At 63.0% G+C, this 23,403-nt stretch carries 22 protein-coding genes; 12 read left to right on the top strand and 10 right to left on the bottom strand.

Annotated features, from left to right (window positions below; translation table 11 throughout):
• Nucleotides 1-80: 80 nt before the first annotated feature.
• Nucleotides 81-1,226, bottom strand: a complete 1,146-nt coding sequence (locus PXK07_RS15990; RefSeq protein ID WP_274849370.1) for a phosphoserine transaminase — start codon at nt 1,224-1,226, stop codon at nt 81-83.
• Between the two features lie 249 nt (nt 1,227-1,475).
• On the opposite strand from PXK07_RS15990, the gene PXK07_RS15985 reads away from it, so the two are divergent.
• From PXK07_RS15985 to PXK07_RS15975, 3 genes are all read left to right on the top strand, one after another.
• Complete coding sequence (locus tag PXK07_RS15985) at nt 1,476-2,516, top strand: AI-2E family transporter (RefSeq protein ID WP_274849369.1); 1,041 nt, start codon at nt 1,476-1,478, stop codon at nt 2,514-2,516.
• A 117-nt stretch (nt 2,517-2,633) separates the two neighbouring features.
• A complete protein-coding gene (gene serB, locus PXK07_RS15980; RefSeq protein WP_274849368.1) occupies nt 2,634-3,509 on the top strand; it encodes a phosphoserine phosphatase SerB in 876 nt (291 codons plus the stop codon).
• A gap of 59 nt (nt 3,510-3,568) precedes the next feature.
• Nucleotides 3,569-4,291: a TSUP family transporter gene (locus PXK07_RS15975; RefSeq protein WP_274849380.1), complete on the top strand. Its 723-nt coding sequence runs from the start codon at nt 3,569-3,571 to the stop codon at nt 4,289-4,291.
• Nucleotides 4,292-4,487: 196 nt separating this feature from the next.
• Here PXK07_RS15975 and PXK07_RS15970 read toward each other — a convergent pair whose 3' ends face one another.
• Complete coding sequence (locus PXK07_RS15970) at nt 4,488-5,486, bottom strand: asparaginase (RefSeq protein ID WP_274849367.1); 999 nt, start codon at nt 5,484-5,486, stop codon at nt 4,488-4,490.
• Between the two features lie 183 nt (nt 5,487-5,669).
• Between PXK07_RS15970 and PXK07_RS15965 the strand changes: the two genes are divergently transcribed.
• The 3 genes from PXK07_RS15965 to PXK07_RS15955 all read left to right on the top strand — a co-directional run bounded on the left by PXK07_RS15965 (nt 5,670) and on the right by PXK07_RS15955 (nt 7,934).
• Nucleotides 5,670-6,206, top strand: coding sequence for an invasion associated locus B family protein (locus PXK07_RS15965; protein WP_274849366.1), 537 nt, complete (start codon nt 5,670-5,672; stop codon nt 6,204-6,206).
• 172 nt (nt 6,207-6,378) lie between these two features.
• The gene (gene rlmN, locus PXK07_RS15960) at nt 6,379-7,563 is read left to right on the top strand and encodes a 23S rRNA (adenine(2503)-C(2))-methyltransferase RlmN (RefSeq protein ID WP_274849365.1); all 1,185 of its coding nucleotides are present in this window, start codon (nt 6,379-6,381) and stop codon (nt 7,561-7,563) included.
• Nucleotides 7,564-7,715: 152 nt separating this feature from the next.
• Nucleotides 7,716-7,934: a hypothetical protein gene (locus PXK07_RS15955; protein ID WP_274849364.1), complete on the top strand. Its 219-nt coding sequence runs from the start codon at nt 7,716-7,718 to the stop codon at nt 7,932-7,934.
• On the opposite strand, the gene PXK07_RS15950 is transcribed toward PXK07_RS15955, so the two are convergent.
• The 3 genes from PXK07_RS15950 to PXK07_RS15940 form a co-directional block, all read right to left on the bottom strand.
• The gene (locus tag PXK07_RS15950) at nt 7,931-8,779 is read right to left on the bottom strand and encodes an LOG family protein (RefSeq protein WP_274849363.1); all 849 of its coding nucleotides are present in this window, start codon (nt 8,777-8,779) and stop codon (nt 7,931-7,933) included. The two genes, PXK07_RS15955 and PXK07_RS15950, sit on opposite strands and share 4 nt — an antisense overlap.
• A 114-nt stretch (nt 8,780-8,893) precedes the next feature.
• Nucleotides 8,894-9,847 (bottom strand): calcium-binding protein, encoded by a 954-nt coding sequence (locus tag PXK07_RS15945; RefSeq protein WP_274849362.1) that lies wholly within the window; start codon nt 9,845-9,847, stop codon nt 8,894-8,896.
• A gap of 248 nt (nt 9,848-10,095) precedes the next feature.
• Nucleotides 10,096-11,118: a calcium-binding protein gene (locus PXK07_RS15940; RefSeq protein WP_274849361.1), complete on the bottom strand. Its 1,023-nt coding sequence runs from the start codon at nt 11,116-11,118 to the stop codon at nt 10,096-10,098.
• A 220-nt stretch (nt 11,119-11,338) separates the two neighbouring features.
• On the opposite strand from PXK07_RS15940, the gene PXK07_RS15935 reads away from it, so the two are divergent.
• The 3 genes from PXK07_RS15935 (at nt 11,339) to dapD (ending at nt 13,842) form a co-directional block, all read left to right on the top strand.
• On the top strand, nt 11,339-12,268 hold the full coding sequence (locus PXK07_RS15935; RefSeq protein ID WP_274849360.1) for a threonine/serine dehydratase: 930 nt from the start codon (nt 11,339-11,341) through the stop codon (nt 12,266-12,268).
• A 38-nt stretch (nt 12,269-12,306) separates the two neighbouring features.
• Nucleotides 12,307-12,906 (top strand): GntR family transcriptional regulator, encoded by a 600-nt coding sequence (locus PXK07_RS15930; protein ID WP_274849359.1) that lies wholly within the window; start codon nt 12,307-12,309, stop codon nt 12,904-12,906.
• A 108-nt stretch (nt 12,907-13,014) separates the two neighbouring features.
• Nucleotides 13,015-13,842, top strand: a complete 828-nt coding sequence (gene dapD, locus PXK07_RS15925) for a 2,3,4,5-tetrahydropyridine-2,6-dicarboxylate N-succinyltransferase (RefSeq protein ID WP_274849357.1) — start codon at nt 13,015-13,017, stop codon at nt 13,840-13,842.
• 55 nt (nt 13,843-13,897) lie between these two features.
• Here the strand turns inward: dapD and hutU are convergent, their stop codons facing one another.
• From hutU to hutI, 4 genes are read right to left on the bottom strand one after another with little or no spacing between them, the layout of a single operon-like run.
• On the bottom strand, nt 13,898-15,565 hold the full coding sequence (gene hutU / locus PXK07_RS15920; RefSeq protein ID WP_274849356.1) for a urocanate hydratase: 1,668 nt from the start codon (nt 15,563-15,565) through the stop codon (nt 13,898-13,900).
• Nucleotides 15,562-16,344, bottom strand: a complete 783-nt coding sequence (gene hutG, locus PXK07_RS15915) for an N-formylglutamate deformylase (RefSeq protein WP_274849355.1) — start codon at nt 16,342-16,344, stop codon at nt 15,562-15,564. The genes hutU and hutG overlap by 4 nt, the downstream gene beginning before the upstream one ends.
• Nucleotides 16,341-17,864: a histidine ammonia-lyase gene (gene hutH, locus PXK07_RS15910; RefSeq protein ID WP_274849353.1), complete on the bottom strand. Its 1,524-nt coding sequence runs from the start codon at nt 17,862-17,864 to the stop codon at nt 16,341-16,343. Before hutH ends, hutG begins: the two co-directional genes overlap by 4 nt.
• Complete coding sequence (gene hutI, locus PXK07_RS15905; RefSeq protein ID WP_274849352.1) at nt 17,852-19,075, bottom strand: imidazolonepropionase; 1,224 nt, start codon at nt 19,073-19,075, stop codon at nt 17,852-17,854. Before hutI ends, hutH begins: the two co-directional genes overlap by 13 nt.
• A gap of 75 nt (nt 19,076-19,150) precedes the next feature.
• Between hutI and PXK07_RS15900 the strand changes: the two genes are divergently transcribed.
• Together PXK07_RS15900 and PXK07_RS15895 are read left to right on the top strand one after the other, a co-directional pair.
• Nucleotides 19,151-20,518 (top strand): formimidoylglutamate deiminase, encoded by a 1,368-nt coding sequence (locus PXK07_RS15900; protein ID WP_274849351.1) that lies wholly within the window; start codon nt 19,151-19,153, stop codon nt 20,516-20,518.
• 77 nt (nt 20,519-20,595) lie between these two features.
• Nucleotides 20,596-21,297, top strand: a complete 702-nt coding sequence (locus PXK07_RS15895; RefSeq protein WP_274849349.1) for a GntR family transcriptional regulator — start codon at nt 20,596-20,598, stop codon at nt 21,295-21,297.
• On the opposite strand, the gene PXK07_RS15890 is transcribed toward PXK07_RS15895, so the two are convergent.
• Nucleotides 21,294-22,865, bottom strand: a complete 1,572-nt coding sequence (locus tag PXK07_RS15890) for a choice-of-anchor L domain-containing protein (RefSeq protein WP_274849348.1) — start codon at nt 22,863-22,865, stop codon at nt 21,294-21,296. The genes PXK07_RS15895 and PXK07_RS15890 overlap by 4 nt on opposite strands.
• A gap of 164 nt (nt 22,866-23,029) precedes the next feature.
• Between PXK07_RS15890 and PXK07_RS15885 the strand changes: the two genes are divergently transcribed.
• Nucleotides 23,030-23,377, top strand: a complete 348-nt coding sequence (locus PXK07_RS15885; RefSeq protein WP_274849346.1) for a hypothetical protein — start codon at nt 23,030-23,032, stop codon at nt 23,375-23,377.
• Nucleotides 23,378-23,403 lie beyond the last annotated feature (26 nt).

The raw sequence follows: 23,403 nt of genomic DNA, 5'->3' as shown, positions 1-23,403 counted from the left end.
CCGACCCTGGTGGGTGCAAAGCGCCCTCCTGGGGGAGGGTCGGGCGCTGCCCGGCGGTGCCGCCGGGCGAAGTCACTTGATCAGCCTTGCGCGGCGATCTCGGCCTCAAAGGCCCAGGCAAGCCAGGGCAGCATCGCCTCGACGTCGGAGGTCTCGACCGTGCCACCACACCAGATCCGCAGACCGGCAGGCGCGTCGCGATAGGCGCCGATGTCCAGCGCGATGTTTTCCGCTTCCAGACGCTTGGCCACGGCCTTGGCAAAGGCAGCGCCGTCCTTGATGCGGTCATCGGTGAACTTCAGGCAGACCGAGGTGTTAGACCGCGTCGCTGCATCCACAGCCAGGTTGGCAATCCAGTCGTTGGCTTCGCAGAAGTCGAACACCGCCTGCGCATTGGCATTGGCGCGGGCCTGCAGGCCTTCGAGACCGCCAACCGAGCGCGCCCAGTCCAGCGCAAACAGGTAGTCCTCGACCGCCAGCATGGAGGGCGTGTTGATGGTCGCACCGGAGAAGATCCCGTCGATCAGCTTGCCGCCCTTGGTCAGGCGGAAGATCTTGGGCAGCGGCCACGCGGGCGTGTAGCTTTCCAGGCGCTCAACTGCACGCGGAGACAGGATCAGCATGCCGTGGGCCGCTTCACCGCCCAGCACCTTCTGCCAGGAGAAGGTGGTCACATCCAGCTTGTCCCAGGGCAGGTCCTGCGCAAAGGCCGCCGAGGTGGCGTCGCAGAGCGTCAGGCCTTCGCGGTCCGCCGGGATCCAGTCGCCATTGGGGACGCGCACGCCCGAGGTGGTGCCGTTCCAGGTGAAGACCACGTCATTGGCAAAATCGACCGAGGCCAAATCGACGATCTCGCCATATTCTGCGGTCTTGGAAACGGCATCCAGTTTCAGCTGTTTCACAACATCGGTGACCCAGCCGGAGCCGAAGCTTTCCCAGGCCAGCATTTCAACGCCGCGGGCGCCCAAAAGGCTCCACATGGCCATTTCAATGGCACCGGTGTCCGAGGCGGGCACGATGCCGATCTTGTAGTCGGCGGGGATCCCCAGAACTTCGCGGGTGCCTTCGATGGCCGCCTTCAGCTTGTCCTTGCCGACAGCGGCACGGTGCGAGCGGCCCAGAGGCGCATCTGCGAGTTTGGTCAGATCGAATGTGGGGGGTTTGGCACAGGGGCCAGAGGAAAAACGCGGATTGGCCGGCCGCGTAGCCGGTTGCTGGTTAGCCATTTATGCTATCCTTCCAGATAAATGCCCCTCGTTGGGGAGGGGTGTCCCACGGACGGCATTACGCTGCGCCGCCGCATCGCGCAATACGGAAAACGACAGATTGCGGCGATCTGGCGCGTAATTGCGACCCCGCTTGGCGCCTTTCGGAAACTTGGGAGACCATTTCTGGATCAATCCTGCTGTTTCGTTGCAGCATCGGGGGCAATGCTGTTGTCTGGTTTCGGATGTGAATCGAATCGGACCTCAGACATGAGCAGACTGGCCCTGGTCACCTATTCCCTTGCCCTGTTGCTGATGGTGGGCTGGCTGCTGACCGCCGGGCAGGCCATCCTGCTGCCGATCCTGATCGCCATCATCGCGGTCTACATCCTGACCACCGCCGCCGAAGTTCTGTCCGGTGTGCCGATCATCGGCCACCTGCCCCGCACAGCACGGCGGCTGCTGGTGCTCTTGGCGATCCTGGCCGCCTTCATGGTGCTGGCCTCCTTTATCACCGCAAGTGCCACGGCGATTTCTGCAGCCCTGCCAACCTATGCCGCCAATCTGGACAAGCTGCAGCACGAATTGCTGACCTATCTGGGTGTCGACGAGGTGCCGAGCTGGGCCAATCTGGGCGAAAGCCTGCTGGACCTCATTGACGCCACCACTCTGATGCCTGCCATGCTCGCCACCATCAGCAACGGCGGCACCCTGATTGTGGGTGCGGCGCTTTATGCTGTCTTCATCCTCACGGAACTGGATCGGCTGCCGGAGAAGACCCTGATGGCCATGCGCGACCCCGAAGACGCCGCGCACACGCTGGAGCTGGCGCGCAAGATCAACGACAAGATCGGCGGCTATCTTGCCGCCAAGACGCTGGTCAATGTCATCCTTGGCCTCATCTCCTATGCGATCCTGCTTGCGCTGGGGATTGCCCATCCGGCCTTCTGGGCGATCCTGATCGGGCTTTTGAATTACATCCCCTATATCGGCTCGATCATCGCCGTGTTTTTCCCGGTGACGATCAGCCTGATCCAGTTCGGCTCCTTCGGCCATGCGGCGCTGGCGCTGGTGGCGCTGATGACCCCGCAGATGATCATCGGCTACTACATGGAGCCGAAATACCTCGGCCAGTCGGTGAACCTCAGCCCCTTCTCGGTGCTGCTGGCGCTGGCGCTCTGGACCGAGCTTTGGGGAATGACCGGCGCCATCCTGGCGGTGCCGCTGACCGCCATGGTGATGATCATCCTGGCAGAGATCCCGACCACGCGCTGGATCGCGGTGATGATGTCCGAAAACGGCAGGATCTGACCAGAGCGGCGACCACGGGCAGCAATCAAGCGCCTTTCGCCGCAGGGACTGGTCCCCATGGCCGGGCATCGCTATGAGAGGCCCAAGACCTGCCTTCTCCCACCTTGGAGCCTGCCCATGTATACCGTCACCCTGCTTTGCAACCCTGCGACCCCCTGCCTTGAGCCGACGCTGGTCGACTCCCTGCGCAATGCCTGGGGTGGCACCGAGGCACAGTGGCTGGCCCCTGACGTTGCCGCCGAATTTGCCCTGGACACCCTGCCCGACAACCAGTGGGAGGTCTGGGAGGATCTTCAACAGATGAAGGTCGACCTGGTGATCCAAGCTACGCAAGGCCGCCGCAAGAAGATGCTGCTGGCGGATATGGATTCCACCATGATCCAGCAGGAATGCATTGATGAACTGGCCGAGGTCGCAGGTGTTGGCGAACGCGTGAAGGACATCACCGCCCGCGCCATGAACGGCGAGTTGGACTTCGAAGGCGCCCTGACCGAGCGCGTCGCTCTGTTGAAGGGCCTGCCCGAGGGCATGATCACAGAGGTGCTGAACACCCGTATTTCCCTGATGCCGGGCGGCAAGCAGCTGCTGGCAACGATGAAGGCCAATGGCGCCTATGCTGCGCTGGTCTCGGGCGGTTTTACAGCCTTCACCGCCAAGGTCGCCGCCGAGCTGGGCTTTGACGAGAACCGCGCCAACACGCTGCTGGTGGCGGACGGCACGCTGACCGGTGATGTGGCGCGTCCGATCCTGGGCCGCGAAGCCAAGGTCAATGCGTTGGAGGAAATCACCGCGCGGCTGGGAATTTCCGAGGCCGAGGTCATTGCCGTCGGCGATGGCGCCAACGATCTGGGCATGCTCACACGGGCAGGCGCAGGGGTTGCGCTGCATGCCAAACCCTCGGTCGCGGCAGAGTGCGACATCCGTATCAACCACGGCGATCTGACCGCGCTTCTGTTCGTTCAGGGCTACGGCCAGGACGACTTCAAAGGCTGATCAAAGTGCCGGAATTCCTGCTTGGGGTGGAGGTCACCCCGGACATCCTGCTGCTGCTAATGGCGGCGGGCTTTGTCGCCGGCTTCATCGATGCGATTGCAGGCGGCGGTGGCTTGATCACCGTGCCAGTGCTGCTGATCGCCGGGGCCAACCCGGTGACCGCGCTTGCAACCAACAAGATCCAAGGGTTGTTCGGCGCCGCCACGGCGGCCCTGTCCTATGCCCGTGGGGGCCATGTGGATCTGCGCAGCCAGTGGGGCTCGGCCCTGATCGCCTTTGCCGCCTCGATCCTGGGGGCGCTGCTGGTCTCGGTGCTACCGGTGGAATGGATCCGGGTGATCCTGCCCGTTCTGCTGATCGGGATTGCCATCTTCTTTGCAACCAAGAAGGGGCTCGGCGATCTGGACCGCGCCCGCCGCCTGTCGCCTGCGCTGTTTGCAGGCACCATGGTGCCGCTCTGCGCCGCCTATGACGGGCTATTGGGACCAGGGGCGGGGAGTTTTTACATGCTGGCCTTCGTATCGCTGGCCGGATACGGGATCCTGAAAGCGACCGCCCATACGAAGCTGTTGAACCTGGCATCAAACGCGGGCGCCCTGGCGGCCTTTGCCTTTGTCGCCACACCCTGGTGGATCACGGGGCTTGCAATGGGCGTTGCCCAGATCGCGGGGGCCAGGCTGGGCGCCCTCATGGCCCTGAAGGTCGGCGCGCGGCTGATCAAGCCGCTTCTTGTTCTGACCTCCGTGGCGCTGGCCGCGAAACTGATCCTCGACATGCTATAGGCCCAGACCTTTCGATCCAGACGGGCGTACTCCCGCGCCTGCAGGTGCGTCGGCCCGGGGGCCGTCACCCCTTGGCAGCCTTGGGCCCAGCGCCGCGCAGCGCGCGGCGCCACGCCCAACGGGAGGGGGTCTTTTTCAAAAGACCGCCGACGGGCGGGAGCGCCCGACCTCAAACCCTGTTCTCACACCCTGTCGCTCAGAAGATCAACTCGGAGGCCGGACGGATCGCGCCGCAGTCAACATTGCGCCGATTGAGCAGCGGTGCGTTCATGTATTTGCGGGTCTCGGGGTGATCGGCCTCCAGCACGCCCAGCCCGACCAGAATAGTCGCAATCGCGCATTCACTGGCCCGGGTTGCCCCATCGACGATCTTCAGCGCCACGCCCAGCTGCTGTTCCGGCAGGATCGCCACGAACACGGCTTCGGCGCCCGTCTTGATCGCCACGCGCCCGCCCATGGCGCGCATCAGGTTGGTGCAGGCGCGTGTTTCACCGGCGACCAGCTCTGGGTGCTTGGCCATGGCCGCGACCAGCTGCGCCGCGCCGTCCGACGCCCGGTCCGAACGCGTATGCGCCGATGCAAACCAGCCCATCGCCCGCGCCAGCCCGTGCACCGAGGTCGCAAAATTCGGCGCCGAGCAGCCGTCGACCCCATAGGTGGGGCTGTCCATCCCCGTCACCTCTTCAAAGGCCGCAAGACAGGCCTGCTGCACCGGGTGGTCGATCTCGACATATTCAGGTCCTGCCCCCAGATGCTGGCTAAGCGTCAGGAACCCCGCATGTTTGCCCGAGCAGTTGTTGTGCACCTGACAGGGGGACTGATCCGTCTTGATCAATTCGTTGCGCGCCGGGATGTCGGCGGGCTCCTGCGGGCCACAGCGGAAATCGCCGTCCGCAAGACCCAACTGCCCCAGCCAGGCGTTGACCCGATCTGTATGGATATGCGCGCCATTGTGGGAGGCACAGGCCAGCGCTAGCTGCTGCGAGCTCAGCCCGTATTTGGCCGCAGCGCCGGATGTCATCAGCGGCAGCGCCTGGATCATCTTGGCAGAGCTGCGCGGGTAGATCACCGCATCCGGATCGCCCCAGCTGCGCACAATCTGACCCTTTGCGTCGCAGACCACGCCATGCCCCAGATGCAAGCTTTCCAGCAAAGATCCGCGCCACACTTCAGCCATGGGAACCGGTTTCGTCATGATATCAGCCTCGTTTCTTGGCGAAATCCTGCCAAAACGCACTTTCGCTCGTGGTGATTGTTACGTTACTGTGCTTCTGTATGGCAAGCGAGGCAATGCGGGCAAAGACGGCGGTTCAACGCTGCCAAACCCCCAAAGCTGCCACTTGAAATTGAGGTTATGACAGTCTTGGAGTCGGGACAAATGGCATCGAAACTCGTCCGCTTGGCTGCGGGCCTGTGTATGGCGGCAATGGCCAGCACCAGCGCGCAGGCACAGCAAGCAACAACAGACAACCGGGTTGGCGCCAATGTGGATTGGAGCGTCTTTCAGGCCGACAACCCCAAGGAATGCTGGGGCGTGTCCGCGCCCAAGGAAACCGTGAATACCCGTGACGGCCGTGTCGTGGCCGTGCGCCGCAGCGACATCCAGCTTTTCGTGCTGTTCCGCCCCGATGACAGCGACAAGGGGCAGGTCAGCTTTACCGGCGGCTATCCGTTTGCGCCGGGATCGACCGTGAACATGGTCATTGGCGACGCCGAATTCGAACTTTTCACCGAGGGCGAATGGGCCTGGCCCGCCACTCCTGCGGATGACGCCAAGATCATCACCGCGATGAAACGCGGCGCAGATGCGGTTCTGACCGCCCGTTCGGCCCGCGGCACCCAGACCAAGGACAGTTTCTCGCTGCTGGGCTTCACCGCCGCCTTCGAGGACGCAGAGAAACGCTGCGCCCAGTAACGTGCAAAGCTGCCAACGTCGTGCAGATCGCCCCGGCTCCATCTGGTGTCGGGGTTTTTGATGCGCGACCCGGACTGACCGCTTCAGATCTGAGCGGGCAGGAAATCTTTTGATCTTCGGGCAAACTCCTATATAGAGCCGCATCCTGCCCCTAAACCGTGAGTCGCCCGCCATGACCGCCAATGCGCCGATCACCCAAGACGTCCTGACCCTGCCCCGCAAACTGCCCGAGGGCGGCAAGATCAATCTTGTGGGTCTCACCCGCGACCAGATGCGCGCGGTGCTGATCGAACATGGCACACCGGAAAAGCAGGCCAAGATGCGGGTCGGTCAGATCTGGCAGTGGATCTACCAATGGGGCAAGCGCGACTTTGACGAGATGACCAACCTCGCCAAGGCCTATCGCGCGCAACTGGCCGAGCATTTCGAGATCGCCATCCCCGAGGTGGTCAGCAAGCAGGTCTCCTCGGATGGCACCCGCAAGTACCTGGTGCGCATCGCGGGCGGGCATGAGGTCGAGGTGGTCTATATCCCCGAAGAGGGGCGCGGCACGCTCTGTATCTCCAGCCAGGTGGGCTGCACGCTGACCTGCTCCTTCTGCCACACCGGCACCCAGAAGCTGGTCCGCAACCTGACCGCCGCCGAAATCGTCGGCCAGGTGATGATGGCACGCGACGATCTGGAGGAATGGCCGGTCCCGGGGGAGCCGAAAGACGAAACCCGCCTTCTGTCCAATATCGTGCTGATGGGCATGGGCGAGCCGCTGTATAATTTCGACAACGTGCGCGATGCGATGAAGATCGCCATGGACCCCGAGGGGATTTCCCTGTCGCGCCGCCGGATCACCCTGTCCACGTCGGGCGTGGTGCCGGAAATCGCCCGCACCGCCGAGGAAATCGGCTGCCTGCTGGCGGTCTCCTTCCACGCCACCACCGACGAGGTGCGCAACAAACTGGTGCCGATCAACAAGCGCTGGAACATCGAGGCGCTGCTCAATGCGCTGCGCGACTATCCGCGCCTGACCAACTCCGAACGCATCACCTTTGAATACGTGATGCTGAAGGACGTGAATGACAGCGACGAAGACGCGCATCGTCTGGTCGAGTTGATCAAGGGCATCCCGGCCAAGGTGAACCTGATCCCCTTCAACGAATGGCCCGGCGCGCCCTACAAACGCTCGTCCAACAACCGCATTCACGCCTTTGCCAATATCATCTACCAGGCGGGCTATGCGTCACCGATCCGCACCCCGCGCGGCGAGGATATCCTGGCGGCCTGTGGTCAGCTGAAATCCGCCACCGAACGCGCCCGCAAGAGCCGCAAGCAGATCGAGGCCGAAACCGGGCTGTCGTCCTGAGGGTTTTGTTCGGCTCGGGTCTTCGGCTCGGGCCGAATTCCGACACAATCCAGCCTTGCCGCCCCATTCTTTCCCTTGTTCCGGTGCAATTTCGCCATTTGCCCGGAACAGTTTCTATTCCGAGAACAATCGGATTTTAGAAGGGAATCGATATGCAACAGGACATCGACCACGCCGCCAACCACAACGAGATCGAACCGGGCGTTCTGACCCTGATCCGCGACGAGCGTGAAAAGGCGCTGAGCGCCCGCGAATGGCAATTCCGCCTGCGTGGCTATGGCTACGCCATCAAGACGGTCGAGGGCGAACAGGTGCTGACCCGTCTGCCCAAGAATGTGCCCGTGGGCGTTCTGCCGCCTGAGTTTTTTTAAATATCCCGGTCCGGTAGGGTCTCGCGGGCGGGGGCTGGCTCCCAGTTTTCGATGATCTCCACCGCCTCCTGCGCGGTCTCCACGAAACGGAACAGGTCGAGATCCTGATCGGAGATGGTCCCGGCATCGGCCAGGGCCTCCCAGTTGATGATCTTTTCCCAGAAGGCGCGACCGAACAGGATGAAGGGCACCCGCTCCATCCGACCCGTCTGGATCAGGGTGAGGCTTTCGAACAGCTCATCCAATGTGCCAAACCCACCGGGGAAGACGGTGATCGCGCGCGCGCGCATCAGGAAATGCATCTTGCGCACCGCGAAATAGTGGAAGTTGAAGCTGAGATCGGGGGTCACATAGCTGTTGGGCGCCTGCTCATGCGGCAGCACGATGCCCAGACCGATGGAATGCCCACCCGCGTCAACGGCGCCCAGGTTGCCCGCCTCCATCACGCCGGGACCGCCGCCGGTGACGACGACATTGTGTTGGCAGGACGACTCCAGCGATTTCTGCGTCATCAGCCGGGCAAATTCCCGCGCCTCGTCATAGAAATGCGACAGATCCGCCAGGGTCTGGGTCCGCGCCTGATGCTTGTTCTCGGGGCTGGGAATACGGGCACCGCCGAACATGACGATGGTGCTTTCGATCCCCTTTTCATCTAGCAACAGCTGCGGTTTCAGCAGTTCCAGCTGCAACCGCACCGGGCGCAGCTCGTCACGCAGCATGAACTCGTTGTCGGCAAAGGCCAGCTTGTAGGACGGCGACCGCGTCTGCGGCGTCTGCGGAATATGCTCGGCACGGCTGCGGTCGGACTGGGCATCGGGAAACGGGCTTTTGCGATCATCACTCATGGTGAAATACCTGTCTGTCAGAAGGGTCGAACAGCAGGTGTAGCGATACAACGGGGGCTGGGCCAGCCCTTGCTACCCGCCCATTGCAATATCGTCTTACACGACCGGGACCAGCTACCCGAAATCAAAGCCATCCGGCAGCAGGAGCCAGTTGGTATTGCCAGTGAAACTCCCCTGACCCTCCAGCAGGATGGATTGATCCATTTCCCCGTCGCCGTTGCTGTCCACCTCGACAAGGCCGTCTTCCATTCGGATTTCATAGCGGCCTTCTGTGCCCGTGAAGGCGTCGCTGCCGATGTAGACGATTTCATCGAAGTCCTGGAAAAAGAAGATCTCATCCTGCGAAAGATCAACCTGATCGCCCTGGCGCCTGTTGAAATCCGTCACCGTGGCGCCAAGGTCACCCTCTCGGAAGAAACCGATTTCGAACCGATCCGCACCACGCCCGCCGGTCCAGGTATCCTGGCCAAAGCCATTCTCTGCACGGAACAGATCCTGTCCCCCGCCCCCCAAGAGAACATCGTCATGTTCCCCGCCATCCAGGGTGTCATTGCCAGCCCCGCCGACCAGGCGATCATCTCCCTTTTGGCCGTGCAACATGTCATTGCCACCCTTGCCCAGGATCCGGTCGTTGCCTTCGAAGCCAAAGATCACATCGTTGCCACCACCGGCATTCAAGACATCCCGTCCATTGGAGGCCGAGAAGTAATCATATCCTCCGGTCAGGCGTCCGCTGAACCCGTCAAGGCTGAGGGCATCCCAGATCGTGCCAGAATCGGTTTCCCCGAACACATCCTCGATTGCCAGATTGCCCCGCAGGCTGATGGTGCCGACTTTTTCACCATCGACGAAGACCTGTAGCTTGCGAATGGGGCCGGACCAGTCTCCGTCATTTTTCGAGAACGCGCCAACAAAGCGCAAAGTGACATCCATCTCGAAATCCGGCTCTCCGGCAATGGTGGAGGGTTCGACATAGGTGGTTTGCAGTCGAAACGCGGAGCCGGAGTTCCCCGATGGCGCAGCCGCATTCCAATCCTCGCCCGTGATCGGGATCGCATCGCGCCCCATCAAATGAAAAGGATTCTCGCGAAAAGGTGCCCCTGTGTTCGACAAGAGATTTAAAATACTACGCGCCATGGCTGCCCCCAATGCAAACTGATTAATACACCAGCTTCAGCCTAGCATGACGTAGGGGCAAGGCAAGGATCTCGGTCTCCTGCGCAGCACGAAGGCCTGCCGCACCGAAGCACAGCACCCAGCCAGGGCGGCCACGGCTCGGGGCATAATCATGATGTCCAGGAAACTTGGGCGCCCCGTTAGCCGAACTCAAAGCCTTCGGGCAGGATCAACCAGTCGAGCACGCCCGAGAAACTGTCGTGGCCGGTCAGGACAATGGATTGATCGGCCTCGCCATCCCAATCGCTGTCGACTTCGACCACACCGTTTTCCATGCGGATTTCATAGCGATCTTCCGTTTCCGTGAACGCCCTGGTGCCGATAAAGATAAATTCGTCAAAGGATCTTTCTCTGAACGCGTCATCGCCGGACAGATCAATCTGGTCGCCTTCTTCGCGGGAAAAATCGGTCACCGTGGCGGCCGCACCCACACCTCCGGCACGGCTGATTTCAAACCGGTCGGCTCCAGCGCCGCCTGTCCAGGTATCCTGACCCGCAGACTGTTCCTCCCGAAAATGGTCGTCACCGCTGCCGCCGATCAGGACATCGTCACCATCTCCGCCGTCCAGGGTGTCATTGCCGCTGCCCCCCACCAAACGGTCGTTGCCACGGCCGCCGTAGAGGTAATCGCTGCCATTGTTGCCAAGCACACGGTCATCCCCGCCGTTGGCCAGGATCGTATCTCCCCCTGCACCGCCCCGCAGGCGATCTGCCCCCTCCGACGCGGAAAAGTAATCATCCTCCGCCGTGAGCGCGCCCTTGAAACCATCCAGGCTCAGGGCCTGCCATATGCTGTGAGGGTCGGTGACATTCACGATTTCGGAAATATCCAGATGCCTGCCCAAACGGAGGGTGCCCACCTGCACATCATCGAAATAGAACTGCAGCTTCTTGATACCACCGGACCAACCGCCGCCCGCAGAGGAGAACCGGCCGATGAACTCCAACCTCACCGGCGTCTCCACATCGGGTTCATTCAGCGTTTCGGAGGGCACGAAAACCGTCGTTTCGATGGAAACGCGGTTGCCGGATCGCCCAGTGGGCAGACCCTCCTGCCAATCCTGCTCGGAAATGGACAGCCTGTTGCGGCTCATCAAGTAGAACGGATTTTCCATCAGCGGAAATCCGGTATTATCTCGCAACCTTAGAACTGCATTGGGCATGTCATTTCCTCCAAATCGAATCAAATTGTCGCCAACGCAGCAACCTTCGCATAGGGAGGTTAAGCAATATTATACCATGGGTTGTGTTCACATCGACCTGCCCGAACATGCCCCGCGCCGCGCTATCTTGACGGCATGGGATGTTGTTTTCCCCGCATGATCTGCGCTAACACTCCTTCTGGCCAAGTCGGCCCCCTTTCAAAGAAGAAGGCTTCGAAACATGAATTGGCACGGTGATATTGCGCGGGCGGCGGATCGGGTTCGCTCGTATGTTCAGCGAACTCCTGTTCTGACAACGACGGGTTTTGGTCTCGGCTATCCGATTGAAATGAAGCTGGAACACATGCAGCACACCGGCAGTTTCAAGGCGCGCGGGGCCTTCAACACGCTGCTGAGCAGTGAGGTGCCCGAAGCGGGGCTTGTGGCGGCCTCGGGCGGCAACCATGGCGCGGCCGTCGCCTATGCCGCCAGCCAGCTTGGCCACAAGGCGCGGATCTACGTGCCGGAAATGGCTGGTCCCGCCAAGATCTCCCTGATCCGCGATGCGGGCGCCGACCTGCAGGTGGTGCCCGGCGCCTATGCCAATGCGCTGGAACAGGCTCAATCCTACGAAGCCGAAACCGGCGCGATGCAAGTCCACGCCTATGATGCCCCCGGCACGGTCGCGGGTCAGGGCACATGTTTTGCCGAATGGGAAAACCAGGGGCTTGAGGCCGATACCGTGGTGATCGCGGTGGGCGGCGGCGGGCTGATTGCCGGAGCCCTGGCCTGGTTCGGTGGCCGCAAGAAGATCGTCGCGGTGGAGCCCGAAACCTCCTGCGCGCTCCATGCGGCACTGGACGCGGGCGCTCCGCTGGACGTAGAGGTCTCGGGCGTTGCCGCGAACGCGCTGGGCGCCAAGCGCATCGGTTCGATCTGCTTTGATCTGGCGCGGGAAAAGGGTGTCACCTCGGTGACCGTATCGGACGAGGCGATCACTGCGGCGCAGTCGGCGCTTTGGCGGGAGCGGCGCATCCTGACCGAACCGGCGGGCGCCACCGCGCTGGCGGCCCTGATGTCCGGCGCCTATCAGCCCGCCCCCGGCGAACGTGTGGCTGTGCTGGTCTGTGGTGGCAATATCGCCCCAGATCCGCTTGCACCGCAGGGCTAAGGCTTGCCGCAGGACCAAAGGCACCCTATCGCAGGATCATGACCGCCACGATCGCAGACCGGATCTACACCGCACTGAGCGAACAGATCGTCACCGGGCAACTGCCCGCGGGCGAAAAGCTGCGCCAGGACCATATCGCGCGCGCCTTCGACACCAGCCACGTGCCGGTGCGCGAAGCCCTGTTGCGGCTAGAGGCGCATGGCCTTGCCTATTCGCAGCCGCGCCGGGGCACCCGTGTCAGCGCGCTCGATCCCGCCGAAATCCGCGAGGTGATCGAAATGCGCGTGGCGCTGGAGGTGCTGGCGCTGACACACGCCTTTGCCCGGCTGAGCGATGCGGATGTCAAAGCGGCCGATGCCGCCCGCATCGCCTGCGACGAGGCAACCGATATGGCCTCCTGGGAACGGCTGAACCGGCAGTTTCACCGTACCATCCTGTCGCCTTGCGCCATGCCGCGCCTGCTGGCGGCCATCGACGATCTGCACATCGCCTCGGCCCGGCACCTGTTTGCGAACTGGAAACACCAGTGGCGCCCGCGCGCGGACAAGGATCACGCCGCCATTGTTCAGGCGATGCGGCGGCGGGATGCGGCGGCGGGATGCGAAATCCTGCGCCGCCACCTGCGCCGGGTGCGATAGATCGTCCGGGGCCGCCCAACGGCACCCGATCACCGCAATCGGCACATGACCTTCACCACAAATGCCGTTATGTAGGCGCGAAACCATATTCTTGCCGGAGATACACCCATGTCCAACGCACAGCTGGAAACCGCAATCGAAGCCGCCTGGGAGGCGCGTGACACCATCACCCCCGCCACCACCGGCGAGCAGCGCGAGGCGATCGAGGATACGCTGAACGCGCTCGACAGCGGCAGCCTGCGCGTGGCCGAAAAGATGGAGAACGGCGACTGGCACGTGAACCAATGGGCAAAAAAGGCCGTGCTGCTGGGCTTCCGCATCAAGGACATGGAAATCCAGTCCGGCGGCCCGCAGGGCTCCGGCTGGTGGGACAAGGTCGACAGCAAATTCGTAGGCTGGGGTGAAAACCAGTGGAAGGCCGCCGGTTTCCGCGCGGTCCCCAACTGCGTCGTGCGCAAATCCGCCTTCATCGCGCCGGGCGTGGTGCTGATGCCCTCCTTCGTGAACCTCGGCGCCTATGTCGATGAGGGCACCATGGTCGATACCTGGGCCACCGTCGGCTCCTGTGCGCAGATCGGCAAGAACGTGCACCTGTCGGGCGGCGTCGGCATCGGCGGCGTGCTGGAACCCATGCAGGCCGGCCCCACCATCATCGAGGACAACTGCTTCATCGGCGCGCGTTCGGAAGTGGTCGAAGGCTGCATCGTGCGCGAAGGTTCGGTTCTGGGTATGGGCGTCTATATCGGCAAATCGACCAAGATCGTCGACCGTGAGACCGGCGAAGTCATGTACGGCGAAGTGCCGCCCTATTCGGTGGTGGTCTCCGGCTCCATGCCCTCCAAGAACGGCATCAACCTCTACTGTGCGGTGATCGTGAAGCGCGTGGATGCGCAGACCCGCTCCAAGACCGGCATCAACGAGTTGCTGCGCGACTGATCCCGGCCTTGACTGGCAATCATGGAAACGCGCCCCATCCGGGGCGCGTTTTTCGTTAGAGAACCCCCGGCAGAGTCAGCTGGTGCTGGCGCGCGCAGTCCTTGGCGATCTCATATCCCGCATCGGCGTGACGCATGACGCCGGTGGCCGGATCATTCCACAGCACCCGTGCGATACGGCGGTCGGCGTCTTCGCTGCCATCGCAACAGATCACCACGCCGGAATGCTGCGAAAAGCCCATGCCGACCCCGCCCCCATGGTGCAGCGACACCCAGGTCGCGCCCGAGGCGGTGTTCAGAAGTGCATTCAAGAGCGGCCAGTCCGACACCGCGTCCGATCCGTCCCTCATCGCTTCTGTCTCGCGGTTGGGCGAGGCGACTGAGCCGCTGTCGAGATGATCGCGGCCAATGACCACCGGCGCGGACAGCTCGCCATTGCGGACCATCTCGTTGAAGGCAAGCCCGGCCCGGTGACGGTCGCCCAGCCCGATCCAGCAGATCCGCGCGGGTAGGCCCTGAAAGGCGATCCGCTCCTCAGCCATATCCAGCCAGCGATGCAGGCCTTCGTTGTCGGGGAACAGCTCTTTCATCTTGGCGTCGGTCTTGCGGATGTCTTCGGGATCACCGGACAGGGCACACCAGCGGAAGGGGCCGATGCCGCGGCAGAACAGCGGGCGAATATAGGCAGGCACGAAGCCGGGGAAATCGAATGCGTTCGTGAGCCCCTCCTCCAGCGCCATCTGGCGGATGTTGTTGCCGTAATCGACGGTGGGAATGCCCATGGCGTGGAACTGGCACATGGCTTCGACCTGCACCCTCATACTGGCGCGCGCGGCCTTTTCCACGGCTTTGGGGTCTGTTTCACGCTTTGCGATCCACTCTCCCATGGTCCAGCCCTGCGGTAGGTAGCCGTTCACAGGATCATGGGCCGAGGTCTGATCGGTCACCAGATCGGGGCGGATGCCGCGCCGCACGAGTTCGGGAAAGACATCGGCGGCATTGCCCAGAAGACCGACGGATTTCGCCTCACCCGCTGCCGTCCAACGGTCGATCATCGACAGCGCCTCGTCCAGGCTGTCGGTCTTTTCATCAAGGTAGCGCGTACGCAGGCGGAAATCGATGCTGTCGGGGTTGCATTCCACCGCAAGGCAGCAGGCCCCGGCCATCACCGCCGCAAGGGGCTGCGCGCCGCCCATGCCGCCAAGACCGCCGGTCAGGATCCACTTGCCAGAAAGATCGCCGCCATAATGCTGGCGCCCGGCCTCGGCAAAGGTTTCATAGGTGCCCTGAACGATGCCTTGCGTGCCGATGTAGATCCAGGACCCGGCGGTCATCTGACCGTACATCATCAGCCCCTTGCGATCGAGTTCGTTGAAGTGATCCCAGGTCGCCCAGCGGGGCACCAGGTTCGAGTTGGCGATCAGCACGCGCGGCGCGTCCCTGTGGGTCTGGAAAATGCCGACGGGTTTGCCCGATTGCACCAGAAGGGTCTGATCCTCTTCCAGGCTGCGCAGGCTGTCGGCGATCAGGTCGAAATCCTTCCAGGTTCGCGCCGCCCGCCCGATGCCGCCATAGACCACCAGTTCATGCGGGTTCTCGGCCACATCGGGGTGCAGGTTGTTCATCAGCATCCGCAAGGGCGCCTCGGTCAGCCAGCTCTTGGCGCTGATTTCAGGGCCGGTGGGCGGATAGATATCACGGTTGTTCTTGCGGGGATCGCTCATGTCGGCCTCCAGGAAATCAGGTCTGTCAGAATGGGACGCAGGTGAGCACGCAGCCGCTCGGTGCGGGAGCTGTCATAGCTCCAGGGCGGGACTTCATCGCAGTAGGTGGCCTGCGCCAGCTCCATCTGGATGGCATGAAACCCGTCAGTGGGGCGGCCATAGTGGCGGGTGGTCCAGCCACCAAGGAAGCGGCCATTGAGGATGGAGGAATAGCCTTCGGCAGCCTCGCAGCGCTGCAGAACCTGCGCCTCGATCTGCGGATCGCAGGTGCTACCGCGATTGGTGCCAATGTTGAAATCCGGCAGCCGCCCATCGAACAGGAAGAGGATCTGGCTGCGGATCGAATGGCAGTCAAAGAGAATGGCAAAGCCATGCAGATCGCGGACCCGGCGCAGTTCGGCCTCGAGCGCAGCGTGATAGGGCGCATGATAAAGAACCCGACGCCGTACGATTTCCTCCGCGTCCGGTTCGGCCCCATCCTGCCAGATTGATCGCCCGTCAAAATCTGTCCGGGGCACAAGTGTTGTCGTGTTCTGACCGGGATAAAGGCTGTGCCCCTCGGGATCGCGATTCACGTCGATCACGTAGCGATGGATCCGCGTGCGGACCATGGTGATCCCATCGACCAGACCGGCGTAAAGATCGTGCACATGCCAGTCGGTATCGGCCAGCGCGCGGCCTGTCTCGTTCAGCCTGTCCCAAACCTCGACCGGGACATCGGTGCCGGTATGGGGAAGCCCCAGCACAAGGGGCGATGCACCGCGCGTCACATCAATCATAGCGGCACCTCAAGCCCGGCAGCACGGGTGATGCGACCTGCGCGGATCATCTCGCTTGCCAGTTCGATCTCGGGCGCCAAGTAGCGATCCTCCGCCAAAGGCGGGATCTCGGCGCGCAAACACCGCATTACATCCTGCAAACGCGAGGAGGTCGCCAATGGCCCACGCGCCTCGACCCCCTGCGCCGCGCAGAGCAGTTCGACGCCAAGGATCACCGACAGGTTCTGTCCCATCCGCCCCAGCCGCAGCGCGCCGTGGGCCGCCATGGAGACGTGATCCTCCTGGTTGGCCGAGGTGGGCGTTGAATCGGTCACACAAGGGTTCGCCAGGTGCTTGTTCTCACTCATCAGGGCGGCAGTGGTCACCTCGGCAATCATGAAGCCCGAGTTGAGGCCAGGTTTCGGCGTCAGGAACGGCGGCAGGTCAAAGGAGAGCGCGGGATCCACCATCAGTGCAACGCGGCGCTGGGCGATGGCGCCGATCTCAGCCAGCGCCAGGGCGATCTGATCGGCGGCAAACCCCACGTATTCGGCATGGAAGTTGCCACCGGAGACGATGCGCCCGGCCTCGGTCAGCACCAGCGGATTGTCGGTGACGGCATTGGCCTCCACCTCCAGCGTGCGGGCGGCCATGCGCAAGACATCCAGCGCCGCGCCCAGAACCTGTGGCTGGCAGCGGATGCAATAGGGATCCTGTACGCGGCTGTCGCCATTGCGGTGACTGTCGCGGATCTCGCTGCCTTTCATCAGGGCGCGCATCTCGCGGGCGATATCGATCTGGCCTGGATGGCCGCGCAGGGCGTGGATCTCGGCCAATAGTGGCGCCGTGGAACCCATGATCGCATCGGTTGTCAGCGCCGCCACAACGGTAGAGGCTTCAGCCAGGCGCCAGGCATCGAACAGCCCGGCCAGGGCGCAGGCGGTGGAAAACTGGGTGCCATTGATCAGGGCCAACCCCTCTTTCGGACCCAAGACAATAGGCTCTAATCCGGCCTGCTGCAGGGCCTTGGCGCCGGGCATGCGCTGACCATCCACCGTTGCCTCCCCTTCGCCGATCATCACGGCCGCCATATGGGCCAGAGGCGCAAGATCCCCCGAAGCCCCGACAGAGCCTTGCGAGGGCACAACAGGCAGCACACCACACGCCAGCATCTGTTCGATCTGCGAGATCACCGCCCAGCGCACGCCCGAGGCGCCGCGCCCCAATGACACCAGCTTGAGCGCCATCATCAGCCGCACCTTGTCGGCGGGCAGCGGATCGCCCACGCCGCAGCAATGGCTGAGGATCAGGTTGCGCTGCAACAGCGCCGTATCCTGCGGCGCGATCCGGGTCGAGGCCAATTTGCCAAAACCCGTGTTGATCCCATAGACCGGCGCATCTCCCTCTGCGGCCTTGGCCACCATGCGGGCGGCCTCCTCAACGCCCGCGCGGGCAGCGGGATCCAGGCACAAAGGCTCCGCACCCCGGTAGATGGTTTCAAGAACGCGCAGCGATACCGTGCCGGGGCTCAGTTGCAGCATGGTTGACCTCCGAAGATGCGCATGTGGAGCGGGTTGAAGCCGATGCGATAGGAGAGTTCGGCCGGGTGCTGCACGTCCCAGACCGCCAGATCCGCCCGCAGCCCCGGCGCGATCTGGCCACGATCCCGCAGTCCCAGCGCACGAGCGGCATGACTGGTGACCCCGGCCAACGCCTCTTCCGGGGTCATGCGAAACAGGGTGCAGCCCATGTTCATCGCCATCAACAGCGAGGTCATGGGCGAGGATCCGGGATTGCAGTCCGTAGCCAGCGCCATCGGCACGCCATGTTTGCGAAACAGCGCGATGGGCGGCGCCTGGGTTTCGCGGATCGTGTAATAGGCACCGGGCAGAATGGTCGCGACACTCCCTGCTTCGGCCATGGCAATGGCATCCGCCTCTGTCGCGTATTCCAGGTGATCGACCGACTGCGCCCGATGGCGCGCGGCCAGCGCCGTGCCGCCCTGGTGGCTCAACTGTTCGGCGTGGAGTTTGACCGGCAAGCCCAGTTCAGAGGCGCATTGAAACACCAGATCAATCTGCGAGGGCAAAAAGGCGATGTTTTCACAGAACCCGTCCACCGCGTCGACCAGACCTTCGCCGTGGGCAGCGCGCAATGTCGGCAGGCAGACCTCGCTCAAGTAAGCCTCGGCGCGGCCCTCATATTCGGGTGGCACCGCATGGGCGCCCAGAAAGGTCGTGGTGATGGTCACCGGACGCAACTCCCCCAGCCGACGGGCGGCGCGCAGCATGGTCAGCTCGGTCTCCCGGTCCAGCCCGTAACCGGATTTCACCTCGACCGTGCTCACCCCTTCGGCGATCAGCGCATCAAGGCGCGGCAGGGCCGTCCGGATCAACTCCTCTTCGCTGGCGGCGCGGGTCGCGGCAACGGTCGAGGCAATGCCCCCACCCGCGCGCGCCAGCTCCTCGTATGTGGCGCCGTTCAGCCGCATCTCGAATTCCCGCGCCCGATCACCGGCAAAGACCAGATGGGTGTGACAATCGATCAGTGCAGGCGTGATCAGCCGCCCTTCCAGATCCTGACGCCGCCATGTGTCAAAGGCGCCGGGCAACTCGGCCTCCGGCCCGACCCAGGCAATCGATCCATGCTCGACCGCAAGGGCTGCCTCGGGGATCAACCCATAGGCAGGACCATCCAGAGCCATCGTGGCAGCCGATCCGCCAATCAGCACATAGGGAGATGCATCGTCCATTCACGCCTCATGAAAATGCTTGATGGCAGTGTGATATGAGCATATCGATATTATGTCTATACATAAGGTGGTCTCATGCAGACAATTTTTGCCGCGCAGGCCCGCACACCCGCCGGATGGCAGCAGGGTCTGCGGCTCTGCATCGAAGACGGGATCATCACCCGCCTTGATACGGGCTGCACGCCCCGGGCCGGGGATCTGCGAGTCGACACACTGCTGCCCGGCCTTGCCAATCTGCATTCGCACAGCTTTCAACGCGCCATGGCGGGGATGAACGAGCACCGTGCGGAGGGGCGGGACAGTTTCTGGACCTGGCGCGCGCTGATGTACCGCTTTCTGGATCACCTGACGCCAGAGCAGATGCAGGCCATCGCGACGCTCACCTTCATGGAGATGCTGGAAGCCGGATACACGGCGGTGGGAGAGTTTCACTATGTCCACCACCAGCCCGGCGGCGCGCCCTATGCCAGTCGTGCCGAGCTGAGTCAGCGCATCTTCGCCGCCGCTGCCGAGACGGGCATCGGCCTCACCCATCTGCCGGTACTCTATTCCTATGGTGGTGCCGGTCGCCAGCCCCTTGCCGGGGGGCAGCTGCGCTTTGGCAATTCGGGCGCGGAATACGCCGATCTGGTGGAGCAGATCCGCAGCCTTGCCCACCGCAATCTGCCCGCCGATACAGTCGTCGGCATCGCACCCCATTCCCTGCGCGCAACCTGCCCCGAAGACCTAAGGGATGTTCTGGCCCTGCAGGACGGCGTGCCCCTCCACATCCATATCGCCGAGCAACCTGCAGAAGTGGCCGATATCACGGGCTGGCTGGGTGCGCGCCCGGTGGAATGGCTGCTACAGAATGCCCCGGTGGATCCGAAATGGTGCCTGATCCATGCCACCCATATGACCGAGGCTGAAACCCGGGCGCTGGCCCATTCGGGTGCGGTGGCGGGGCTCTGCCCCATCACCGAGGCCAACCTGGGCGATGGTCCCTTCAACGGCGCCGCCTACCTGTCCCATGGCGGGCGCTTCGGGATCGGTTCGGACTCCAACCTGCGGATTGCCCTGCCGGAAGAGCTGCGCCTGCTGGAATATTCCCAACGCCTGCGTGATCTGTGCCGGAATGTGATGGTGCCCGGCCCGGGTTCGGTCGGGGAGAGCCTGTATCTGGGTGCCGCAGAAGGCGGTGCGCAGGCCCTGGGCCGCACTGCTGGGCGGATCGAACCGGGTGCCCTGGCCGATCTTGTCGCCATCGACAGTACGCACCCCGCCCTCTGCGCACTCGACCCCGCACAATTGCTGGACGGGCTGTGCTTTGCCGCCGGGGAGGGCACCGTTACCGATGTCTGGAGCGCCGGGCGCCATCAGGTCAAGGAGGGACGCCACCTGGCACGCGACAGAATTCTGGCCGCCTACCGCCAGGCGATGGCCGACCTGCGCGCAGCTCTCTGAGCGCACAGCTTTACAAAACCGCTCAAGACGCCGAGAAAGACGTGACACCCTCCCTTCAGCCAGCAACAGGATCGCCGGTGCAGCCAGACAAGAAGACCAATTACAAAGAGGTCCGGGACGAGGTGCTGCGCCGCATTCAGGATCGGATCTGGGACCAAGGCGCCCTGCTGCCCACCGAACAGGAGCTGTCAGAGGAATTCGGCTGCGCCCGCGCAACCGTCAACCGCGCCCTGCGCGAACTGGCCGATCAGGGCATCATCGACCGCAAACGCAAAAGCGGCACGCGGGTGGCCACGGCGCCTGTGAAACAGGCGCGGCTGACGATCAGCATCACCCGCCAGCAGGTGGAGGATATGAACGCCGCCTATCGCTACCGGCTGGTCAGCCGCGAGATCGTCGCGGCGCCGGATTGGCTGTCGGCGCAGATGGGCCTGCCCGCCGGGGCCGAAGTCCTGCATCTCATCTGCATGCATTACGCCGATGGCAGCCCCTATCAGCACGAGGATCGCTGGATCAATATCGCGGCCATTCCCGAAGTCGCTCAGGCGGATTTCACTGGAACCGGACCAAACGAATGGCTGCTGGCGCAGGTGCCCTTCTCAGATGCGGAAATCACCCTGTCCGCGGTCCCCGCAGAGGCCGAGATCGCCGCCTTCCTGGGCGCGCGGGAGGGTGCGCCGCTGTTCCTGATGGAGCGCAGCACCTGGTTTCAGGAGCAACCCGTCACCTATGTGCGGATGCAGTTCCACCCCGGCTACAAGATGCGCACAGGCTCCTAACCTGCCTGCAACAGCAGCTCGGCCTCGTAGCTTTTCAACGCAGGCCGTGCAGAGGGGCCATAGGCGGACCAATCGCCCCCGATCAGGCGCAGGATCTCGGCGCGGGTCTCCGTATCAAAACTACCGGCGGTCTCGGCGCCGGGATGATAGCTTTCACTGAACAGCCCGTTGCCGCAGACGATCTCGTGGCGGTCAAACAGCAGGTGGACATAGGTAACCGCAGCGCCATCCATGCGGCGGCGAATAGAGCTGCCGTTGACCAGATCCTTGGCCTTCACCAGCACCTGCGGGGTGCCGAACAGCATCTCGGCACGACCGGAGGCCAGAAATACGCGGTGGCAGGGGGAAAGCTCCACCGTCTCATGCCTGCCCAGCGCCCCGGCCTGCAGCACCACGGGCGCATCCGCGCCCCTGGCCTTGCGCTGACTGCGACCGATCCAGCGCAGGGGCTGGAACCCGTTGTCACGGGTGCGCACGCGCATGCCCGGCTGCAGCGCCTCTACCGGAACCGATCCCTCCAGGGTATCGATCAGGGTGCCGGCCACGAAACAGGGCACCGTTGTCATCTCGACCACGCCGGTGTCGGTGTTCCCCAGATCATCGGCCACCGTGTAGGTGAAGGTGGTGGTTTCCGGATCCTCCACATCCGGTTGCGCCCAGAGCGTGAATGTCCCATCCGCGTTCAGCGTGACCTGTTCACCATTCGCAAGGGTCACGGTGCTGCCCACTCCCACCGGCTGACCGTTGATATGGGTGACCGTCAAGGTCGAACCGGGCGTGTGAATATCATTGGCCAATACATCCAACACCTCCGACTCACCCTCGGTGACGGTGATCTCATCATCGCCCGCGACCAGGGCGGTCTGGATCGAATCCCCGGCGATCAGCAGGTTGGAATCATATTTGTCATCCCCGGCATCCGCGATCCCGATCTTGATCGTGTTGACCTCTCCGGCATTGACCGGCGCGGTCAGCGTCAGGGTGATGGTGAACCCGTCCATCTCCGTGTTGTAGGTATCATCCCGGTGATAGTTGTCGACATAGAGGTTCTCGTTCGACTCGTCATTGATATTGTCGATCGAGATATCGCCGGTGCCGATGGTCATCTCGGCCTTCTCACCGTTGACCCAGACACCGACCACATCGTTGAAGCCCTTGTTGACATATTCGAGATACTCCTCGGAGGAGAACACGAACTGCATCGTCAGGGTCGAGCCTTCGGGGACGAATTCCGCTTCGAAAACAGCCGCATCATAGGTGCGCATCCCCGCCAGGGCCGTGAGATCGGAATCCCCCGCCTCCCCGTGGCGGGTCGTGGTGCGGGAGCTGACATTCACATCGCCGCTGCTGTTGGTCACATCCTCGGCGCGGCCGGTCGACAGGATCACGCCACTGTCCGAAGGGGTCAGCTCAGGGGCCACCGTGTCGCCATCCGTGTAGATGCCCGAGGCACTGGTGGCACCGGTATAGCTGGCGCTGTTGATGGAGATGCCGCTGCCAAACATGGCTTCAGCCATCTGCAATGCGCTGGCAGAGGTATCGATAGGCAATTCAGAGGCGGTGGGCATGACGTCAATCCCAAGCAGGTTCAATCAAAACGGATGATGGTGCCGAAATCTGGAAATCGGTTTGTTCTCGTTTACCTCACGGGGCGTTTAGGATCGGTAAACCGCGCCCCTCCAGGGTGCCAAACCGATTGACCGGCGGGCGCTGCAGGCGTAATGCCGAGGCCATGGAAAAGAAGAAAACCTCCCGCCAGCAGGTCTACACGCTCCTGGTCCAGATCGGACGCAAGGAGGGCGACGGGCTGCCCGATGGCGCCACCGGCGCGGCGCTGATGATCTACGCCTCAGGTGTGGATGAAGCCGAAGCCGTGCGCGAGAGCGTCGCGATCCTGAAACAGGCCGATACGGCGCCGCTTGATGTCACCGGCTATGGCACCCTGGAAGAGCGCGAAGCCGAAGGCCATGAGATCGGTGAGGAAGAGCGCGCCCTGATGCAGCGCGCGCTAGAGGAAAACGCGGTGATCGTGGCGCAGATGACCCCCTTCTTCGACGGTGAGGAAGCGACGATCCACTAGACCCCATCGGGCCTGAGTGTTTGGAC

This window comes from Phaeobacter sp. QD34_24 (assembly GCF_028890115.1).
In the GTDB taxonomy this organism is placed as follows: Bacteria; Pseudomonadota; Alphaproteobacteria; order Rhodobacterales; family Rhodobacteraceae; genus Phycobacter.
Note: the sequence above shows the minus strand (reverse complement) of the source record. Positions and strands in the feature narration are given on the sequence as shown.

What these genes read in the sequence shown, in the direction of transcription:
- PXK07_RS15970 (WP_274849367.1), bottom strand. Translation starts at nt 5,486, where the DNA reads ATGACGAAACCGGTTCCCATGGCTGAAGTGTGGCGCGGATCTTTGCTG.
- PXK07_RS15990 (WP_274849370.1), bottom strand. Translation starts at nt 1,226, where the DNA reads ATGGCTAACCAGCAACCGGCTACGCGGCCGGCCAATCCGCGTTTTTCC.
- PXK07_RS15900 (WP_274849351.1), top strand. Translation starts at nt 19,151, where the DNA reads ATGCAGACAATTTTTGCCGCGCAGGCCCGCACACCCGCCGGATGGCAG.
- PXK07_RS15955 (WP_274849364.1), top strand. Translation starts at nt 7,716, where the DNA reads ATGCAACAGGACATCGACCACGCCGCCAACCACAACGAGATCGAACCG.
- PXK07_RS15890 (WP_274849348.1), bottom strand. Translation starts at nt 22,865, where the DNA reads ATGCCCACCGCCTCTGAATTGCCTATCGATACCTCTGCCAGCGCATTG.
- hutH (WP_274849353.1), bottom strand. Translation starts at nt 17,864, where the DNA reads ATGCTGCAACTGAGCCCCGGCACGGTATCGCTGCGCGTTCTTGAAACC.
- PXK07_RS15950 (WP_274849363.1), bottom strand. Translation starts at nt 8,779, where the DNA reads ATGAGTGATGATCGCAAAAGCCCGTTTCCCGATGCCCAGTCCGACCGC.
- PXK07_RS15985 (WP_274849369.1), top strand. Translation starts at nt 1,476, where the DNA reads ATGAGCAGACTGGCCCTGGTCACCTATTCCCTTGCCCTGTTGCTGATG.
- PXK07_RS15940 (WP_274849361.1), bottom strand. Translation starts at nt 11,118, where the DNA reads ATGCCCAATGCAGTTCTAAGGTTGCGAGATAATACCGGATTTCCGCTG.
- hutI (WP_274849352.1), bottom strand. Translation starts at nt 19,075, where the DNA reads ATGGACGATGCATCTCCCTATGTGCTGATTGGCGGATCGGCTGCCACG.
- dapD (WP_274849357.1), top strand. Translation starts at nt 13,015, where the DNA reads ATGTCCAACGCACAGCTGGAAACCGCAATCGAAGCCGCCTGGGAGGCG.
- hutU (WP_274849356.1), bottom strand. Translation starts at nt 15,565, where the DNA reads ATGAGCGATCCCCGCAAGAACAACCGTGATATCTATCCGCCCACCGGC.
- PXK07_RS15885 (WP_274849346.1), top strand. Translation starts at nt 23,030, where the DNA reads ATGGAAAAGAAGAAAACCTCCCGCCAGCAGGTCTACACGCTCCTGGTC.
- PXK07_RS15945 (WP_274849362.1), bottom strand. Translation starts at nt 9,847, where the DNA reads ATGGGGCGCGATGCGATCCCGATCACGGGCGAGGATTGGAATGCGGCT.
- PXK07_RS15965 (WP_274849366.1), top strand. Translation starts at nt 5,670, where the DNA reads ATGGCATCGAAACTCGTCCGCTTGGCTGCGGGCCTGTGTATGGCGGCA.
- rlmN (WP_274849365.1), top strand. Translation starts at nt 6,379, where the DNA reads ATGACCGCCAATGCGCCGATCACCCAAGACGTCCTGACCCTGCCCCGC.
- PXK07_RS15935 (WP_274849360.1), top strand. Translation starts at nt 11,339, where the DNA reads ATGAATTGGCACGGTGATATTGCGCGGGCGGCGGATCGGGTTCGCTCG.
- serB (WP_274849368.1), top strand. Translation starts at nt 2,634, where the DNA reads ATGTATACCGTCACCCTGCTTTGCAACCCTGCGACCCCCTGCCTTGAG.
- PXK07_RS15930 (WP_274849359.1), top strand. Translation starts at nt 12,307, where the DNA reads ATGACCGCCACGATCGCAGACCGGATCTACACCGCACTGAGCGAACAG.
- PXK07_RS15975 (WP_274849380.1), top strand. Translation starts at nt 3,569, where the DNA reads ATGGCGGCGGGCTTTGTCGCCGGCTTCATCGATGCGATTGCAGGCGGC.
- hutG (WP_274849355.1), bottom strand. Translation starts at nt 16,344, where the DNA reads ATGATTGATGTGACGCGCGGTGCATCGCCCCTTGTGCTGGGGCTTCCC.